12 protein-coding genes are annotated in these 18,369 nt (G+C 63.9%); 8 read left to right on the top strand and 4 right to left on the bottom strand.

Translation table 11 applies throughout. The annotated features are described in order from the left end of the window. The 3 genes from SAS01S_RS09340 (at position 1) to SAS01S_RS09330 (ending at position 4,749) form a co-directional block, all read left to right on the top strand. Positions 1-948 carry a TauD/TfdA family dioxygenase gene (locus SAS01S_RS09340; protein WP_169804933.1) on the top strand — a complete coding sequence of 316 codons (948 nt, stop codon included), beginning with the start codon at positions 1-3 and terminating at the stop codon, positions 946-948. 86 nt (positions 949-1,034) lie between these two features. Beyond that, the gene (locus tag SAS01S_RS09335) at positions 1,035-1,325 is read left to right on the top strand and encodes a hypothetical protein (RefSeq protein WP_066807409.1); all 291 of its coding nucleotides are present in this window, start codon (positions 1,035-1,037) and stop codon (positions 1,323-1,325) included. Between the two features lie 469 nt (positions 1,326-1,794). Then, positions 1,795-4,749: a TonB-dependent receptor plug domain-containing protein gene (locus tag SAS01S_RS09330; protein ID WP_245656823.1), complete on the top strand. Its 2,955-nt coding sequence runs from the start codon at positions 1,795-1,797 to the stop codon at positions 4,747-4,749. Between the two features lie 74 nt (positions 4,750-4,823). Here the strand turns inward: SAS01S_RS09330 and clpB are convergent, their stop codons facing one another. Beyond that, positions 4,824-7,403 (bottom strand): ATP-dependent chaperone ClpB, encoded by a 2,580-nt coding sequence (gene clpB, locus SAS01S_RS09325; protein ID WP_066807407.1) that lies wholly within the window; start codon positions 7,401-7,403, stop codon positions 4,824-4,826. 215 nt (positions 7,404-7,618) lie between these two features. Here clpB and SAS01S_RS09320 point away from each other — a divergent pair, with 215 nt between their 5' ends. Next, positions 7,619-9,943, top strand: a complete 2,325-nt coding sequence (locus tag SAS01S_RS09320; RefSeq protein WP_369405731.1) for a TonB-dependent receptor — start codon at positions 7,619-7,621, stop codon at positions 9,941-9,943. An 82-nt stretch (positions 9,944-10,025) separates the two neighbouring features. Here the strand turns inward: SAS01S_RS09320 and SAS01S_RS09315 are convergent, their stop codons facing one another. Continuing rightward, positions 10,026-11,159 carry a serine hydrolase domain-containing protein gene (locus SAS01S_RS09315; RefSeq protein WP_066807406.1) on the bottom strand — a complete coding sequence of 378 codons (1,134 nt, stop codon included), beginning with the start codon at positions 11,157-11,159 and terminating at the stop codon, positions 10,026-10,028. A 193-nt stretch (positions 11,160-11,352) separates the two neighbouring features. Between SAS01S_RS09315 and SAS01S_RS09310 the strand changes: the two genes are divergently transcribed. The 3 genes from SAS01S_RS09310 (at position 11,353) to SAS01S_RS09300 (ending at position 16,733) form a co-directional block, all read left to right on the top strand. Beyond that, complete coding sequence (locus SAS01S_RS09310; RefSeq protein WP_245656822.1) at positions 11,353-13,485, top strand: penicillin acylase family protein; 2,133 nt, start codon at positions 11,353-11,355, stop codon at positions 13,483-13,485. Positions 13,486-13,555: 70 nt separating this feature from the next. Continuing rightward, positions 13,556-16,411 carry a M16 family metallopeptidase gene (locus SAS01S_RS09305; protein ID WP_066807405.1) on the top strand — a complete coding sequence of 952 codons (2,856 nt, stop codon included), beginning with the start codon at positions 13,556-13,558 and terminating at the stop codon, positions 16,409-16,411. 22 nt (positions 16,412-16,433) lie between these two features. Further along, entirely contained in the window at positions 16,434-16,733 is a 300-nt protein-coding gene (locus SAS01S_RS09300) for a hypothetical protein (RefSeq protein WP_066807404.1), read from the top strand. A gap of 300 nt (positions 16,734-17,033) precedes the next feature. Here SAS01S_RS09300 and SAS01S_RS09295 read toward each other — a convergent pair whose 3' ends face one another. Further along, positions 17,034-17,339 (bottom strand): hypothetical protein, encoded by a 306-nt coding sequence (locus SAS01S_RS09295; RefSeq protein ID WP_066807403.1) that lies wholly within the window; start codon positions 17,337-17,339, stop codon positions 17,034-17,036. Positions 17,340-17,600: 261 nt separating this feature from the next. Here SAS01S_RS09295 and SAS01S_RS09290 point away from each other — a divergent pair, with 261 nt between their 5' ends. Continuing rightward, positions 17,601-17,969 carry a hypothetical protein gene (locus tag SAS01S_RS09290; RefSeq protein WP_066807402.1) on the top strand — a complete coding sequence of 123 codons (369 nt, stop codon included), beginning with the start codon at positions 17,601-17,603 and terminating at the stop codon, positions 17,967-17,969. A 51-nt stretch (positions 17,970-18,020) separates the two neighbouring features. Here SAS01S_RS09290 and SAS01S_RS09285 read toward each other — a convergent pair whose 3' ends face one another. After that, positions 18,021-18,368 (bottom strand): DoxX family protein, encoded by a 348-nt coding sequence (locus tag SAS01S_RS09285; RefSeq protein ID WP_066807401.1) that lies wholly within the window; start codon positions 18,366-18,368, stop codon positions 18,021-18,023. Between the last annotated feature and the right edge of the window lies 1 nt (position 18,369).

The following is an 18,369-nucleotide window of genomic DNA, read 5'->3' as shown; positions in this document are numbered from 1 at the left end:
GTGATCGAAGCCGCCGAAGAACGGGCGATCACCGACCTTGATCCTGCGGCGATCGTCGATCTCTACAAATCGCATGGGGCCATCCTGTTTCGGGGCTTTGGCGTTGATGTCGGATATTTCGGCCGTTTCGTTCGGCAGTTCTGTACGACCTCGGTGACCAACGAGAGCGCTGGACGGCAGGCGATCGACGCCGACGCCAATATTCATACGGTCGATGGCGGCGTTAGCGAGTTTTCGCTTCACCCCGAATTGTCGCGCGAGCCGTGGAAGCCCGATGTCGCTTTTTTCGGATGTCTGTCGGCACCAAGTTACGGCGGGCGTACGACGATCTGCGACGGCGTGGCGCTGGCGCGCGAGATGTCCGAGCCGGTGCGGCGTGCGCTTGCCGACCGGCGACTGCTGTACCTCAAGCCGACATGGCCGTCATTGCTGGAATATTGGCTGGGAACGGCGACGCCGACGGATCGGCAGCTCGCGGCACCGCCGGCGGGATGCCCCTATCAATTTCGCCGCTATCCGGAGAATGGGCCGGAGAATGGGCCGGAGAATGGGATCGTCGCATTCTTTTCGCGGCCGGCGCTTCACCGGCCGATGTTTATCGACGCGCCGGCGTTCGGGAATTTCCTGCTCTTCGCGCGCTTCAATCACGGGCGTCCCGATCATCCCGTGCTCGACGACGGCAGCCTGGTGCCCGAGGCGTGGTTGCAGAATATCAAGGCGACCGGCGACCGGCTGAGCGTGGCGATCGACTGGCAACCGGGCGATCTCCTCATGCTCGACAATACGCGTTTCATGCATGGCCGAACGGCGATCCTCGATCCCGGCGAGCGCCTGATCCAGACCTATTTCGGCTATCTCGGTTTTGCCATTCCCGACCCCGAAGAGCCGGTCGATGCTATTTGGCGCCGAGAGAATTTCGTTCCTCCGCGGCGGCCGGATCATCCGTAGCGCAAGACACATCGCGCCACCGCAATGGCGGTGTTGGCTTTCCCGCCGATCGGGGGCAGAATAGCGCCAGATCGGGAGAGATGAGAATGCGCATAGCCGTCGTCGTCGCACTATTGCCGCTGGCCGCGGTTGCTTTCACCTCGCCGGGTTTTGCCCGGCCGGGCGACCAGCAGGAACAGTCGAAGAAGAAAGCGCGCGATCCAAACGAAACGGTGTGCGAGCAGGAAGACGTGCTCGGCAGCCGCCTTGCCACGCGCCGCGTCTGCATGACCCGCGCGCAATGGGCGGAGAAGCGGCGTGACGACCGTGCGCTGGTCGACCGCAGCCAAACCCAGCTTTGCGTCGCGAGCGGGGGTCAGTGTTCGCGGGGTAACTAGTGCCCGGATTTTTGCGATCGGCATGATCGCGGATAGCCGGTTTCCATCTTTTCGCCGCCTGGCGTGGCCCGACGTTGATACCCGCCCGCGGCCGCGCGGGCCCAGATTCGAAATGGCTTGCTACCCCGCCTCCGACCGAGATGGAGTTCGGGAATGCGGGGACTTGCCGGCTGCTCTTTTCGTCGTGCCGAGTTCTTTGTCCGAGAGGGCCGCTTGCCTGAATGATCGAGGCGGACCTCTTTAAAATCCCTCGTTTTAGGTCGGCGTTCTGCCACCTGGCAGCGTCTGTGGCCATTTTGCTACAGGTTTTGGCAAAGCTTCAAGTGGCTGTATGGACTGGCTTTACAGTCCTTCCGAGGCGGCGCATCTGCCGCCCCCTGCCTCGAACGTACCTGGGAGGGTGGTTCGCAGGGGCTTGGCACGCTCAGCCGCGATGGGGACGGACGAGCCAGGCAAAGGGACCTATCTCGTGATCTCCAATTCCATTGTTTCGCGCTCGCTTCGCGGGGGCGCAGCGCTGCGCGCATTGACCTTGTGCGGTGCCGGCGCATCGGCTGCCCTCTTCGCCGCTCCCGCTTTTGCTCAGGATACATCCGCTCCGCCGGCTGCCGCCGCACCTCAGGCCGACGAATCGGCTCCTACGGGCGACATCGTCGTCACGGGCACGTTGTTCCGGCGCGCGGACACCGAGACCCCGTCACCGGTGACCGTCTTGTCCTCCACGGATCTCGCGCGTCGCGGCATCACCACCGTGACCGACGCCATTCAGTCGCTTTCCGCGAATAACGGCTCCAACCTGCCGACGGCTTTTTCCGCCAACGGCGCATTCGCGGCCGGCGCCTCGGCCGTGTCGCTGCGCGGCCTGACGACCGACTCGACCCTAGTGCTGTTCGACGGCCTACGCGCCGCAGACTATCCGCTTGCCGACGATGGAGTTCGCAGTTTCGTCGATTTGAACACCATTCCGCAGTCGATCGTCGACCGGGTCGAAGTGCTCAGGGACGGCGCGTCGTCGACCTATGGCGCGGACGCGGTTGCCGGCGTGGTCAACGTGATCGTGAAGAAGCAGATCACCGGCATCGAAGGAACTGTCGAAGGCGGTATCTCGCAACGTGGCGATGCCGGTCACCAGCGCCTGAGCCTCACTGCGGGATATGGCGATCTGCAGACGCAGGGTTTCAACGTCTACATCAACGGGGAATATCAGCGCGACGACATGCTGATGAATTCGGACCGCGGCTTTCCCTACAATACCAACGATCTGTCGAGCCTGTTGGCCGATGACGGCCAAACCCCTGACGCCAACACCAATTCAGGCGCCACCGGCATCGATGTCCACGCCAATACCGACGCGGCGGTCGTGCAGCCCGCCAGATTGACACAGGCTGGCAATATCTGGAGCGGGCAGGCCATCAGCGGCGGTGCTCCGTCGGTCATCCTGGCGGGTAACTGCGGAACGGGCCTGATCCAGCATAGCGACACCAGTGGCTCCTGGTGCGAGCAGAACAATGCCGGCCGCTACGGTGTGCTCCAGCCGGAGCAGACGCGGTTCGGCGTCACCGGCCGCGGCACCGTCAAGATCGGCGGCAATGTCGAAGCCTATCTGATGGGCACCTATTATCAGAATCAGGTGTATTTCACCGGTGCGCCAAACGGTACGCGCGCCAGTCAGCCGACGACGGCGCGTTTCCTTTCGCTTCCGGCCCTGCTGCGCGACGGGTCGATCAATCCCTACGATCCCTATGCCAACATCATCGACCCGGTCTCGGGGCAGCGTGAATCGGCGCTGTTGAACTATCAGTTCAGCGACATCCCCTCGAGCACCAAGGTGCTGTCGACGACCTATCGCATCGCCGGCGGGCTCAACGGCTCGTTCGGTGACGGCTGGAACTTCGCGCTCGACGCCACCTACATGAAGAGCAACGTGAAGCAGACCCAGATCGGTTTGATCGATTATGCCGGCCTGGAGGACGCGATCGAGACGGGCGCATATAATTTCGCCAATCCGTCCGCCAACAGCCAGGCGGTGCGCGATCAGATTTCGCATCCGCTGATCGGCAATTCCAGTTCGCAGTTGTGGCAGGTCCAGGGCACCGTGACCAAGGATCTGCTCCAGTTGCCCGGTGGCGCGTTGAAGCTCGGCGTCGGTGGTCAGATCCGCTACGAGGAGATCAACAACCCGGTGCAGGACCCGCTCGATCCGACCGGCACCTATTCGCCTTATCAGTTCCTCAACGTGAATCTCTTCACGGCAGCCGGTCATCGCTACAACGAATCCGCTTCGTTCGAGCTCGACGCGCCGATCGTGAAGGAGCTCGATGTCAACGTGTCGGGCCGATATGACCATTATTCGGAAGGATTCTCGCACTTCTCGCCCAAGGTCGGCGTCAAATTCTCCCCGATTCCGCAGCTTGCCGTGCGCGGCACCTTCTCGAAGGGGTTCCGGGCACCGAGCATTCCCGAGATGGAGGGACAGGTCATCGGCTTCGTCAACACGACGCCGCCGGCCGACGTTGTCGCCGCGCACGGCAACAACGCCTATGTGCAGCAATACGCGCTCGGCGAGTTCAACACCGGTAACCCGAACCTGAAGCCGGAGACGTCGACGTCGTTCACGGGCGGTGCGATCATCCAGCCGGCGCGGTGGCTCAGCTTCACGGTCGATTATTATCACATCAAGAAGAACAACGTCATCGTAGAGGGGCCGAACGCTTCGGACGCGATCGCGGCCTATTATGCGAGCGGCGGCACTAATCTGACGCCGCTTCCGGGTTACACGATCACGCCGAACCCGGTTGATCCCAACTTCCCTAACGCTGTCCGCACTGTCGACATCGTCGCCGCTAGTTTCGTCAACGCCGCGTCGCTGGTGACGTCGGGGCTCGACATGTCGGCGACCTTCTCGAAGCGGCTGGGGTCGGACGTGAAGCTGACCAGCACGATCGAGGCGACGCGTGTCTTCGAGCTCAACCTGACGAGCGGCGGAGTTTTGCAGAAGTTCGCCGGAACCGAGGGGCCGTATATCAACACGTCGGACTCTGGCACGCCGAAATGGCGTGGCAATTGGTCGACGACGCTTGAGGTCGGCAAATTCGCGCTGACGGGCACCGCTTATTACACCAGCGGATATAAGGGCTATGCGCCCGATTACGCGGTGCCCGCGAATTGCGATAACGCGATCGGGGTCGCCTCAGACGGCGCGACGGCGGAGCAGTGCCACGTCAAGAGCTTCATCGACGTGGATATGACGGGGCAGGTGAAGGTGACGGACAAATTCACCTTCTATGTGAACGTGCTGAACCTGTTCGACGCCAAGGCGCCGTTCGATCCCAACACTTATGGCGGCACCAACTACAATCCGGCCTTTGCCCAGGCCGGCGTCGTCGGACGCATGTTCCGTGCGGGGGCGAACTTCAAGTTCTGATCCCTGCCAGAGAGGCAAATGAAAGGGGCCGCTCCAGCGATGGAGCGGCCCCTTTTTTGTCTGCCGATGGCGGGTCAGACGACCGTCAGCCTCAGCTTCCCATCGCCTTCATCGACCTTGACGGTCTGCCCGTCCTTGACCTCACCCGACAGGATCAGGTCGGCGAGCGGGTCCTGCAGATAGCGCTGGACCGCGCGCTTCAGCGGGCGCGCGCCATAGACCGGGTCGTAGCCGACACGGCCGAGCCAGTCGCGTGCCGCCTGGGTCAGGTCGATCGTGATCTTGCGGTCGGCGAGCAACTTGCTCACGCGTTCGACCTGGATGTCGACGATCGGCGCCATCTCGCTTTGCCCGAGCCGGTGGAACAGCACGATCTCGTCGAGCCGGTTGAGGAATTCCGGGCGGAAATGCCCGCGGACGATTTCCATCACTTGCGGCTCGACCGAAGCGACACTCTCGCCATCACCCAGACTCGACAGATATTGGCTGCCGAGGTTGGAGGTCAGCACGATGATCGTGTTGGTGAAATCGACCGTCCGGCCCTGACCGTCGGTCAGCCGGCCATCGTCGAGCACCTGCAGCAGGATATTGAAGACGTCGCCATGCGCCTTCTCGACCTCGTCGAACAGAACGACCTGATAGGGCCGCCGGCGAACCGCTTCGGTTAGAACGCCGCCTTCCTCATAACCGACATAGCCTGGAGGCGCGCCGATCAGGCGGGCGACCGAATGTTTCTCCATGAACTCGCTCATGTCGATCCGCACCATCGCCGCGCTGTCGTCGAACAGGAATTCGGCCAGCGCCTTGGTCAGCTCGGTCTTGCCGACGCCCGTCGGGCCGAGAAACAGGAAGCTGCCGAGCGGGCGGTTGGGATCCTGCAAACCGGCGCGCGCGCGGCGCACCGCGGTCGACACCGCGCGCACGGCATCGGCCTGGCCGATCACCCGCTTGCCGAGCTGCTGCTCCATCTGCAGCAGCTTGGCGCGCTCGCCTTCCATCATCCGGTCGACCGGGATGCCGGTCCAGCGGCTGACGACGCCGGCAATGTCCTCGGCCGTCACTTCCTCGCGCAGCATCGCGCCGACGGTGGCGCCCTGGGCCGCCTCAAGCTGTTTTTCGAGCTGCGGAATGGTGCCGTAGGAGAGCTCGCCCGCCTTGGCGAGATCGCCCGAGCGCTGCGCCTGGTCGAGCGCGATGCGCGCGGCATCGAGCTGTTCCTTCAGCTTGGCCTCGGCGCCGATCTTGTCCTTTTCGGCCTGCCAGCGCTGAGTCAGCTCGCTCGACTGCTGCTCGAGATTGGCGAGTTCGCCTTCGAGGTTGACGAGGCGATCCTTCGACGCCGCATCGGTCTCCTTCTTGAGCGCCTCACGCTCGATCTTGAGCTGGATGATACGGCGATCGAGCGTCTCGATCTCCTCCGGCTTGGACTCGACTTCCATGCGGATCCGGCTCGCCGCCTCGTCCATCAGGTCGATCGCCTTGTCGGGCAGGAAACGGTCGGTGATGTAGCGGTTGCTGAGCGTCGCCGCCGCGACCAGCGCGGCGTCGGTGATCCGCACGCCATGGTGCAGCTCATATTTTTCCTTGAGCCCGCGCAGAATCGAGATCGTGTCCTCGACCGTCGGCTCGCCGACGAACACCGGCTGGAACCGCCGTTGCAGCGCCGGGTCCTTCTCGACATATTTGCGATATTCGTCGAGCGTGGTCGCCCCGACGCAATGCAGCTCGCCACGCGCCAGCGCCGGCTTCAACAGGTTCGACGCGTCCATTGCGCCATCGGTCTTGCCTGCGCCGATCAGCGTGTGCATCTCGTCGATGAACAGGATGATGTCGCCCTCGGCGCCCTTCACTTCGTCGAGCACGCCCTTCAGCCGCTCCTCGAACTCGCCGCGATATTTGGCGCCGGCGATCAGCGACCCCAGGTCGAGCGCCATCAGCCGCCGGTCCTTGAGCGTATCGGGCACGTCGCCATTGGCGATGCGCAGCGCCAGCCCTTCGGCGATCGCGGTCTTGCCGACGCCGGGCTCGCCGATCAGCGCGGGGTTGTTCTTGGTGCGGCGCGCCAGGATCTGGATCGTGCGGCGGATTTCCTCGTCGCGACCGATCACCGGGTCGAGCTTGCCGTCGCGCGCCGCTTGCGTCAGGTCGCGGGCGAATTTCTTGAGCGCGTCATAGCGGTCCTCGGCGCCTGCAGTATCGGCAGTGCGCCCGCCGCGCAGTTCGTTGATCGCCGCGTTGATGCCCTCGGGTGTCGCGCCGGACGCCTTGATCGCCTTGCCGGCGGCGGTGTTGAGGCTGAGCGCGAGCGCGACGAGCAGCCGCTCGACAGTGACATAGCTGTCGCCCGCTTTCTGCGCGATCTGCTCGGCCTGATCGAGCACGCGCACCGCATCGTTGTTGAGCCCCGGCTGGGTCTGCGCGCCGGAGCCTGAAACGGCGGGAATCTTGGCCAGCGCGAGATCGGTCTCGCTCGTCGCCTTTTTCGCGTCGCCGCCGGCTTTCTGGATCAGGCCCGCGGCTAGGCCCTGATCGTCCTCCAGCAATGCCTTCAACAGATGCTCGGGAGCGATCTGCTGATGGTTCATGCGGATCGCGACGGTGAGCGCGGATTGCAGGAATCCCTTGGCGCGGTCGGTAAATTTTTCGAGGTTCATTGGTGGTCCCTGATCGAATCTTGCCACGAATTTAGTGTTGCATCTTTGCAACACAAGGTTTGTCGGCACAATTCGTAACTGCCCTGGGTTGCGATCGTCACGGGTCCGTCACGGACCTTTCTCCAGACTGCAACCCAAATGCCGCCATTGTGCAACGCAGCATGCCTAGGCGCGAGCCCAGAGGGAACGATCCACGTAGCCCAAAGGGAATGTTTATGATCCGCATCGTATCCGCCTGTCTGCTCGCCGGCACCGCTTTGTCCTGGCCCCTCGCCGCTCAAGCCGCGGATAAGCCCGCTGCCGACGACAAATCCGCGGCCGCGGCCCCGGCGGCCGACGATAGCGCGCCTGCCGCTACCGACACGACCGACATCGTCGTCATCGGCCGCGGTGAATCGCGCCAAGTGCAGCGGATCGGCGCCGCGGACATCGACATCCTGGCCTCGGGCACCAGCCCGCTCAAGGCGATCTCCAAACTACCCGGCGTCAATTTCCAGTCAGCCGACCCGTTCGGCGCCTATGAATGGTCGGAACGCGTCTCGATCCGCGGCTTCAACCAGAACCAATTGGGCTTCACCCTCGACGGCATCCCGCTCGGCGACGGCAGCTACGGCAACGTCAACGGCCTCCATATCAGTCGCGCGATCAGTTCTGAGAATATCGGCGAAACCCGCGTGTCGCAGGGCGCCGGATCGATCGGGACGCAGGCGACCAACAATCTCGGCGGCACGGTCGAATTCTTCTCCTCGAACCCGACCGACACGTTCGGTGTCACCGCCAACGGCACCTATGGCAGCAACAACGCGGTGCGCGCCTTCTTCCGCCTCGACACCGGCACATTGGGGGAAAACGGGCCGTCGGCCTATGTCTCCTATGCCTTTGCCGACACCGACAAGTGGAAGGGCTGGGGCTCGCAGCGCCAGAGCCAAGTCAACGCCAAGTTCGTCGCGCCCGTCACGACCGACGTGCGTTTGGTCGGCACGTTCGACTTCTCGGCACGGCGCGAGAATGACTATCAGGACATGTCGCTCGACATGATCAAGCGGCTCGGCTGGAATTTGGACAATATCAGCAATAACTTCCCGCTCGCGGTCAAGGTCGCGCAAGTCGGCGCGAACACCGGCTATACCGGGGCGCCGGTGACCAATCCGGCGGCGGGGACGACCTGGCCGGCGCCCTTCGCCAACGCCGATGACGCTTATTACGACGCGGCGGGCCTACGGAACGATTATCTCGCCTCGCTCGGCGCTGAGAGTTCGGGTGACTCGAAGATCAAATGGAGCCTCAAGGGCTATTACCATTCGAACCACGGGCAAGGCATCTGGTTCACCCCATACGTGCCGTCGCCGTCGGGCGTGCCGATCTCGGTTCGCACCACCGAATATGATATCCGCCGCAAGGGCGTGTTCGGCTCGGTCGGCGGCGATCTCGGCATGTTCGGCGAGCTGACCGTCGGCGGCTGGTACGAGCGCAACGATTTCCGCCAGGCGCGCCGCTATTACGGGCTCGACAGCCTGACGGCCTCGACCCGCGACAGCCTCGATTTCCAGGATTACCCGTTCGCGACGCAATGGGATTTCCAATACCACACCGACACCGTGCAATATTATGTCGAGGACAAGCTCACCTTCGGCAATTTGACGGTCAACCTGGGCTGGAAGGGCTATGACGTCCGCGCAACGGCGACGCCGATCGTTTCCGGCGGGCTGGCGCAGGGCAAGATCAAGACCACAGACTGGTTCCAGCCCCATGCCGGCTTCGTGTACAAGCTCGGCGGCCAGGCCGAAGTGTTCGGCGGCTTCACCGAAGTGACCCGCGCCTTCGTCGCCTCGGCCACCGGCGGTCCGTTCGCGACCACGCAGGTGGGATTCAACAATCTCGGCAACCTCAAACCCGAAAGCTCGGATACCTACGAACTCGGCGCGCGCGTGCGGTCGGGGCCGTTCACCGGATCGATCGCGGGCTATTATATCGATTTCCAGAATCGCCTGATCGCGTTCGCCAATGGCGCCGGGATCATCGGCAATCCGGCTATCCTCCAGAACGTCGGATCGGTCCGCTCCTACGGCATCGAGGCGACCGGCCAGGTCAAGCTGCCCTACGGCTTCGGGCTGTTCGCCTCCTACGCCTATAACGACTCGACCTATCGCGATAACGTCTTCAACGCTAAGGGCGTGCTGATCGCCAACACCGCCGACAAGACCGTGGTCGACTCACCGAAGCACATCGCATCGGGCGAAATCACCTATGACGGCCAGCTGTTCTTCGGACGGATCGGCGCCAACTATATGTCGAAGCGCTATTTCACTTACGAGAACGATCAGTCGGTCCCCGGACGCGTGCTGGTCGACGCGACGGTGGGCGTGCATCTGGACATCAGCGGCCGCAAGTTCGAACTCCAGGGCAACGCCACCAACCTGTTCGACAAGAAATATATCGCGACGATCGGCTCGAACGGCTTCGGCAATCGCGGCGACAATCAGACGCTGCTGGTGGGGGCACCGCAGCAATTTTTCGTCACGCTCAAGACCAAGTTCTGAGGACTGGTTTCGGGTGAAAAGGGGAAGGGCGCGTCCTTGCGGCGCGCCCTTTTTTGGATTTCCGCGCGCGGTTCAGACCCCACTAGCGCCCGGCATAGTCGCCATATTCCCAACCGAAGGGCGCGCCGGTTTCACCCAGCGCGGCTTTCACCAGCATCGGGAAAGCCCGTTCCGCCCGGACGTCATTGGCCAGGATCAGCACGCAACGCTCGCGGCGTTCGACGCATACCAGGGTGTTGCCGGTCGCTTCGTTGTGACCGCCCTTGAACCAGCCTGGCCCCTGCGGCCCGGTGAAGGCGATCACGCCGATGCCCGCGGCTAGCCCGGGCACACGCTTGTCGGCCGGGGCGTCGGGCAGGAAGTTGGGGAATTGCGTCGCGGTAGTGATCGGCAAGCTGCCGCGCACGCGCTCGGCCGCGGCCGCGCGGGAGAGTCCCCCGCCGCGGACCATATAGGCTGCGAATTTGGCGAGATCGGTGATTGTGGTGTCCATCGACCCGGCGACGCGCACCTTGCTGCGCTCGTCATGCGGCTCGACCTTGCCGTCGCTGGTCCAGCCATCGGCCAGATTGGCGGCGAAGTCCGGCCGCCACATCAAGCCGGTTCGTGTCATACCCAACGGGCCGAAAAACCGCCGCTGCAATTCCGCACCCACATTCAGGCCCAAGCCCTGCTCCAGCCCGAACTGGAGCAGCATGATCCCTTCGCCCGAATAAGAGAAATGCGTGCCGGGATCGAAATGGATGCGCAGTTTCCGGTCCGGCTCGAGAAAGGAGAAATTCGCGAAGCCCGTCGAATGCGTCATCGCCATGCGCGGCGTGATCGCCCTCCAGCGATCGTCCCCGGTCAGATCTCCCCAATTCCCATAAGCGTCGAGATTGCCATAATCGGGGATGGGCCGCGGCAGCATCGCCGCGATCGGGCGATCGAGATCGGCCTTGCCCTCGTCGGCCAGCTGCATGACCAGATAACCGAACACCGCCTTGGTGATCGATGCGCCGTACATCACCGTGTCGACGGTCAGCGGATCGCCTTTCGCGTTGCGCTTGCCGAATGCCTCGACCGATACAACCCGGCCGTGATCGATCACCGCGATCGCCAGGCCATTGGCCTGCGTCTCCGCCATCGCTCGTCGCGCCGCGGCCGCCATCCCTTTTGCGTCCGCCGGAGTCGCCGTGAACGCCGTCACCGCCAATATCGCCGCAGCCAAACGCATGAGTTTCTCCCGTCCACCGGGGTGCCGTTATAGCTCGACGATCAGCGACGGACAGTCGCGTCGCGACCCGGTGGGGGGCGTCGGTGGACGTTCTGCCTTGCGGCGATGCCGGCTGCCTAGGTCGCGCGTGACAAACCTCCGCGCTTCGCGCACACCCCGCCGCGAACACCGTGGGGAGCGCGGGGATTTGAGGATGTTGACACGGATCGGCATGGGTATCGCCGCGCTGCTGGTGCTTGCGGCAATCGGCCTGGCGACCTGGGAGCCGCTGACCGCCGTTCGCGCCGAGGCGCCACCCGCGCATCACTACGACACGGTGATCGCGCGGGACCATTTTGGCGTGCCGCACATCTTCGGGGCGACCGATCCCGATGTCGCTTACGGCATCGCTTATGCCCATGCCGAGGACGATTTCAGCACGCTGCAAGAGGTCGTCGCGATGGCGCGCGGGCGGCTCGGCGTGCTCGATGGTGCCGACGGAGCGAAGACCGATTACGTCCTCCACCTGCTCCATGCGCGCGAGACGGTCGACCGCGATTATCTGAAGCAGCCGGCCGACATTCGCTTGCTGCTCGATGGTTATGCCTCAGGCCTCAACGCTTATGCCGCGCGGCATCCGGGCGAAGTGAAGCTGGCCAGGTTGTTCCCAGTCAACGGACAGGATATCGCCACTGGCTTCGTGATGCGATCGCCCTTCTTCTTCGGGCTCGATGCGACGCTGGGCGCGCTGACTGGCGACAAACCGCTGCCGAAGGAAAATGCCGAGCCGCAGCCCGACGCGCCGGACGTCACGCCGGTCGGTCCTGATGGTCGCGAAAACGGATCCAACGCGTTCGTCGTCGCACCCAAAAGATCGTCGGACGGGTTCACGCGGCTCGTCTCCAATTCGCACCAGCCATGGCGCGGCGCGGTCGCCTGGTACGAGCTTGTCGTTCATTCGAAGACCGGCTGGAACTTCGCCGGTGCCATGCTGCCGGGGTCGCCCTATCCGCTGCTCGGCCACAATGAGACTTTGGGCTGGACCAATACGGTCAATCGTCCGGACTTGATCGATACTTACAAGCTCGTGCTCGACGGCGGCGGCACGCATTACCGTTTCGACGGGCAGTGGCGCGCGCTTGAAAAAGAGACGGTGTGGCTGCCGGTCAAATTGTGGGGACCTTTTGTGCTGCCGGTGCCCAAGACCGTCTATCGCGCGGTGCAGGGACCGGTGGTCGAGGCCAAATCCGGCGCTTACGCCATCCACTATGCCGGCGCCGACCAGCTCAGGATGGTCGAGCAATATTACCGCCTGACGCGCGCCAAGACGTTCGACGATTGGCAGCGCGCGATGGCGATGCAGGGGGTGCCGGCGACCAATTTCCTTTATGCCGACGCCGCCGGAAACATCGCCTATTTCTACAATGCCTCGTTCCTGAAGAGGAAGCCGGGCTACGATTATTCGAAGGTGCTGCCGGGCGACACCTCGGCCGATTTCGCGCCGGGAACAGTCACCTGGTCGATGGTGCCGCGCAACGTGAATCCGCGATCGGGCTTCCTGGTCAACGCCAATTCGACGCCGTTCCTGTCGGCGGGCGCCGGGTCGGAAATGCACCCGGCCGACTGGTCACCGCTCCTCGGGATCGAGACCGACACGACCAATCGTGACAACCGCGCGCTCGAACTGATGAGTGCCAATCCCGTCATCAGCCAGGCGGATCTCGAGGCGATCAAGTTCGATACCGGGGTCAGCCATCGCGGCTGGACCGGCAAATGGTTCGCCGACCTGATCGCCGCCGATCCGAAAGGCGACAAACAGGTAGCCGCGGCGCAGGCGCTGCTCCGGCAATGGGATTGGATGCTCGACGGCAACGGCCCCGCCGACGCGCTCGGCGCGCTGATGATGAAGGAAGGGCAGAAGTGGCATTATCAGCGCTTGCCCGAGTCCGATCCGCGCGCGACTTTGATCGAGGCAACCACCTATCTCCGCCGCGTGTTCGGCCGGCTCGACCCGCCGCTCGGCGATATGCTGCGACTGCGCCAGGGCAAGGTCGATCTGCCGCTCGACGGCGGGCCGGAAGTGCTGCGCGCCACGGCCAATTGGGACGAGGCGCCCGACGGCCGGCTCGCGGTCAAGCATGGCGACAGCTTCGTAATGTTCGTCCAATGGGACAAAACCGGGCGGGTGTCGTCGCGATCGATCCAGCCGTTCGGCGCCGCGACGACGCGGCCCGACTCTCCGCACTATACCGACCAATCGGCCATGTTCGTCGCGCACAAATTAAAACCAGTCTGGTTCTATCCGCGTGATCTCAAAGCAAATATCGAGCGCCTGTATCGCCCGTGACTTGCCAGTGACGTGAAGCCGATTTAGCCTCGCGTCATTCGATTTCCTTCCCGATCGACCAGGGGCATTCATGACCATCAAGCTTTTCGCGCTTTCCGGCGTCGCGTTGCTCGCGATCGCCATTCCCGATCTTGTCGCCGCACAGTCGAAGCCTGCCACGACTAAACCCGCCAAGCGCGCCGCCCCGCCGCCAGCCGCGCCGGTCAGCGTGCTGGCCAAGTCGGTCGACATCCCCTTCGCCGAGTTCACGCTCAAGAACGGCTTGCGCGTCATCGTCCACACCGATCGCAAGGCGCCGGTGGTCGCGGTCAGCGTCTGGTACAATGTCGGATCGAAGATGGAGCCCGCCGGCAAGACCGGCTTTGCCCATCTGTTCGAGCATCTGATGTTCAACGGCAGCGAGAATGCGCCGGGCGATTTCTTCGTACCCCTGAAGAATGTCGGCGCGACCGATTTCAACGGCACGACCTATTTCGACCGCACCAATTATTTCGAAACGGTGCCGACCCCGGCGCTCGAGCGCGCTTTGTTCCTCGAGAGCGATCGCATGGGCTATCTGACCGGCGCGATTACCCAGGCTGTGCTCGACGAGCAACGCGGCGTCGTCCAGAACGAGAAGCGCCAGGGCGACAACGAGCCCTATGGCCTATTCGAGTATCGCCAGTTGAGCGGCTTGTTTCCAAAGGGGCATCCGTATGAGCATTCGACGATCGGCTCGATGACCGATCTCGACAGCGCCAGCCTCGCTGACGTGAAGGCCTGGTTCAAGGAGCATTACGGCCCGAACAACGCCGTGCTGGTGCTGGCCGGCGATATTGACGCCGCCGCCGCCAGGCCGCTGGTCGAGAAATATTTCGGCGGCATCCCGGCGGGCCCCAAAACAGTGCTGCCCGATGCGCCGGTACCGACCCTGCCGACGGCGAAGTTCGAGACGATGAAGGATCGCGTCGCGGCCACTCGCATTACCCGGTCCTGGGCAGTGCCCGGCCTCAACGACCCCGACAGTGTTGGGCTCGACGTCGCGGCGGGCGTGCTGGGCGGCGGCGGCAGCTCGCGGCTCTATGACGCGCTGGTGCGCAAGGAGAAGCTGGCGGTGCGCGTCAGCGCGGGCAACCAGAGCTTCAGCCAAGTCGGTATCTTCGAGATCAACGTCGATGTGCGCCCCGGCGTCGATGCCGCGGCGGTCGCGAAGCGGCTCGACGCGATCGTCGCGGATTTCCTGGCGACCGGCCCGACCGCCGACGAAGTCCAGCGCTATCAGGTGCGCAGCATCAGCGGCCGCGTGCGGGGGCTGGAAGCGGTCGGCGGGTTCGGCGGCAAGGCCGTCACCCTGGCGGAAGGCGCGCTCTATTCGAACGATCCCGCGCACTACAAGAAAGAGATGGCCGAACTCGCCGCCGAGACTCCGGCCAAGGTCAAGGCGGTCGCCGGCAAATGGCTCCGCCGCCCGGTCTATGGCGTCGATATCGTGCCGGGCCCGCGCGATGCCTATGAGGAAGCGGCGGTGCCCAAGCCCGTCGCGGTCAAGGCCGCCGATGAACCCGCCGCCAAGGGCACGCGCGGCGCGCTGCCGGATGTCGGATCGATCGCCAACCTGACCTTTCCCAAGGTGGAGCGCGCCAAACTGGCGAACGGCGTGACCTTGATCTACGCGCAGCGCACCGCGACGCCTGTCACCCGGATCATGGTCAATTTCGACGCCGGCGTCGCCGCCGATGCGCCGACCGCGCTCGGGACGCAGCAACTTACCCTGGCGGTAATGAGCTCGGGCACGACGAGCCTGGATTCCCTCGATTACGCCGAAGCGCAGGAGCGGCTGGGCGCCAACATCACTGCCGGGATCGACAGCGACAGCACGGCCTTCTCGATCGACGTGCCCAGCCCCAACCTGAAGCCCGGGGTGGCCTTGTTCGCCGATGTGCTGCGCAACCCCGCTTTCGCGCCGACGGAGGTCGATCGCCTGCGCAACCAGCAGCTCGCCGGGATCGCATCGGAACTGACCAGCGCCAATGCACTGGCCGGCCGCGCCATGGGGCGGCTGATCTATGGTCCCCAATCGCCTTATGCCAAGGCGTTCGGGGGCGGCGACGCCAATGCGGTCGCCAAACTGACTCGCGACGACCTGATCGCCTTCCGCCAGGCGTGGCTGCGCCCCGATAAGGCGACCCTGTTCGTGATCAGCGACCGTCCGCTCGGCGAGGTCAAGGCGGCGCTCGATGCGGTCCTTGGCGACTGGACGATGGACGGCGCGGCCGGGACCAAAAGCGACGTCGTCAGGATCGCGCCCGCCGCGCCGAAGATTCTGCTGGTCGATCGCCCGGACTCGCCGCAATCGGTGATCTATGGCGGCATCCCGACCAGCCTGGTCGGGACCGACGAGTTGCTCCCGGTCAACACCGCCAATGACGGGTTGGGCGGCGGCTTTCTCGGCCGGATCAACATGGACCTGCGAGAGGACAAGCACTGGACCTATGGCGCCAGCGGCCGCTTCTCCCGCGCGCGGGGAGCGACTCCCTTCATCATATCGGCGGGGGTTCAGGCGGATCGCACCGGCGACTCGATCGTCGCGGCGATGGGCGACGTCGCCTCCTATGTCGGCGACAAGCCGATGACCCAGGAGGAATATGATCGCGCGATCGCCGGGGCGATTCGCTCGCTGTCGGGCAGCTTCGAGACCTCGCGCGCGGTGATGGGCGCGATGGTGTCGAACTTTATCTATAAACGGCCGGACGATTATTACGCGACCATCGCCGACCGCTATCGCGCGCTGACTTTGCCCCAACTCCGTAGCGTCATCGCCCAGGCGATCGACCCTAAGAAGGTGGTCTGGGTCGTGGTCGGCGATGCCAAGACGGTCAGGCCCCAGCTTGACAAGGTCGGGCTGCCTGTCGAGGTCGTGCCTGCGGCGTCGCTGGGCGCGCGCTGACGGAATTCACGGGAGAGAATAAATGGCAGTCGATGGCGTGTACGAGACGGTCGTGAAATCGCCGATGGGCGACCAGAAGGCGACGCTGACGGTGAAGGCGGACGGCACCAGCTGGACCGGTACCCAGGTGGGAGCGATGGGCACCGCCGAGATCACCGACGGCGTGGTCGACGGCAACACGATCAAATGGTCGATGAACATCACCGTGCCGATGCCGATGACCTTGACCAACGAAGCGACCATCGACGGCGACACGATCACCGGATCGGTGACGGCCGGCGCGTTCGGCAGCTTTCCGCTGACCGGCACGCGCGTGGGCTGACGAAGTTAGCCCGCGGTCCGCGTAGCGGACGCGGGCCGGCGGCCGGCGCGGCTCCGACGCGACCGATGGGGCGGAATTAACGCGCCGCTGCCTGGATAGAAGGCCCGTCTCCCGTGTGGGGGCGGGCCTTTTCGCTACCGGGCTGTCTCGATTGTGGGCAACGGAATGGCCGCATTCAGCCGTCTGCCGAGGCCCGCCAAATTTTTCGTAAATTCGCTTAAATCGCTTTGTGTCGATCTGACGATATCGTCGCTTCCCGGCCCTGCCCGGCGGATGTCGCCGGGCAGGGCCGGGTGATAGTCAACGTGTAGCCAATTCGGCCGCTCTGGGCTTTGCCGGCGCGAGGGGCATGCTGTAGGAGATGGGGTAGGAGACATATACGCCATCGACAGTGCCGGTTACTTTATTTCCCCGCACGATCAGCTGGAAGCGGTTTCCCGTCGGGAAACGGCCGTTGAGGATCATCAGGCCAGCTTTTTCGGTCTTCGTATAGGTATAGGTTTCACCATCGTGCTGGAAGGTGATCTCGGTCGGCTTTTCGCCGGCGAAGGCGGGAGCGGCGGTGACAAGAAGCAGCGCGGCAGAAGCGAAGAACGTCTTGGTCATGATCTTTCCTTCCGTTTATCGAAAGCCAGGTCAGCATCCTCGCCGTCACCAACGATATTGCAGTGCAGCAAAATGCCAATCGCAAAGATTGCTTGACCGGTTGCAAAATATGAACGCGGGATGCGCGTCATCGCGACGCTGGGATCGGCGCGCCAAGCCGCACAGCATGTGCGACGAGCGGGGCGCGCTTCATCGCAATTAGTTTGTCGGGTTTCCCGACCCACTGATATTCTTAACCCACGTGTGGGAGGGAATAGCGTCATGAAGATTAGCGCGTTGATCTGCGGGGCCATCGTCGCCGCAACGGTACCGGCGGCCGCCTTGGCCGACGATCCGCGCGATCCGGCGATGCGCAATGCCGCGGCGCGGGTGCGTGACAGCGCGGCGACCCGCGAGCTCAACCGCCAGGAAAATTCGAGGGTGCTCAAGCGCGGCGTGACCTGGCGGGTGGTGCGTGACGGCCGCAGTGACGAGGCAGGCGACGGCGACTATGCCGCCGCTTCCCAGGACCATGAACGCGATATGGCGGAGTACCGCCGCAGTCGTGCACGGTACGAGCGGGAGATGGCCGAATGGCGCCGCGCCGTGGCAGCGTGTGATGCGGGCGACTACGCCGCCTGCGACAATTGATATCTGATATCCGGGCGTGAGTGGCTGACTCTGTCCTCTAATGGCAGAACGTTAGAGGGCCGGGAAACTACCACTCGTCGAGGAAGCGGCCTCGGTCAGCATAAGCAAGGTTGCGAACAGCGCTAAAGGCGCCAGATGGGCGAATTCGCGATGACGCAACGCGGTCAACACCGCAGCAGCGATGATGACGGCGCCGAAGATCAGGCCCATCCCTCGAGTGGCAGGAAAGGCGATCAGGATCGCGACCGCCATTTCCGACCCGCCGGTAACGCGGCACCACCATCGCGGGTAACCCCAGCGGACGAAGGTCTCCTGCGTCGCCGGCAAGCCGATCGCATTGACTAAGCCGGCACCGAAGAACGCAATGACGGCTAGCCAGATCGAGACGGCGTAGAACATC

This window comes from Sphingomonas asaccharolytica NBRC 15499 (assembly GCF_001598355.1).
GTDB lineage: Bacteria > Pseudomonadota > Alphaproteobacteria > Sphingomonadales > Sphingomonadaceae > Sphingomonas > Sphingomonas asaccharolytica.
The sequence above is the reverse complement of the archived record's forward strand: the minus strand, read 5'-3'. Positions and strand labels throughout refer to the sequence as shown.

Excerpts from the sequence above, each read along its gene's own strand:
- SAS01S_RS09335 (WP_066807409.1), top strand. The coding sequence starts at position 1,035 with ATGCGCATAGCCGTCGTCGTCGCACTATTGCCGCTGGCCGCGGTTGCT.
- clpB (WP_066807407.1), bottom strand. The coding sequence starts at position 7,403 with ATGAACCTCGAAAAATTTACCGACCGCGCCAAGGGATTCCTGCAATCC.
- SAS01S_RS09320 (WP_369405731.1), top strand. The coding sequence starts at position 7,619 with ATGATCCGCATCGTATCCGCCTGTCTGCTCGCCGGCACCGCTTTGTCC.
- SAS01S_RS09315 (WP_066807406.1), bottom strand. The coding sequence starts at position 11,159 with ATGCGTTTGGCTGCGGCGATATTGGCGGTGACGGCGTTCACGGCGACT.
- SAS01S_RS09310 (WP_245656822.1), top strand. The coding sequence starts at position 11,353 with ATGTTGACACGGATCGGCATGGGTATCGCCGCGCTGCTGGTGCTTGCG.
- SAS01S_RS09305 (WP_066807405.1), top strand. The coding sequence starts at position 13,556 with ATGACCATCAAGCTTTTCGCGCTTTCCGGCGTCGCGTTGCTCGCGATC.
- SAS01S_RS09300 (WP_066807404.1), top strand. The coding sequence starts at position 16,434 with ATGGCAGTCGATGGCGTGTACGAGACGGTCGTGAAATCGCCGATGGGC.
- SAS01S_RS09295 (WP_066807403.1), bottom strand. The coding sequence starts at position 17,339 with ATGACCAAGACGTTCTTCGCTTCTGCCGCGCTGCTTCTTGTCACCGCC.
- SAS01S_RS09290 (WP_066807402.1), top strand. The coding sequence starts at position 17,601 with ATGAAGATTAGCGCGTTGATCTGCGGGGCCATCGTCGCCGCAACGGTA.
- SAS01S_RS09285 (WP_066807401.1), bottom strand. The coding sequence starts at position 18,368 with ATGTTCTACGCCGTCTCGATCTGGCTAGCCGTCATTGCGTTCTTCGGT.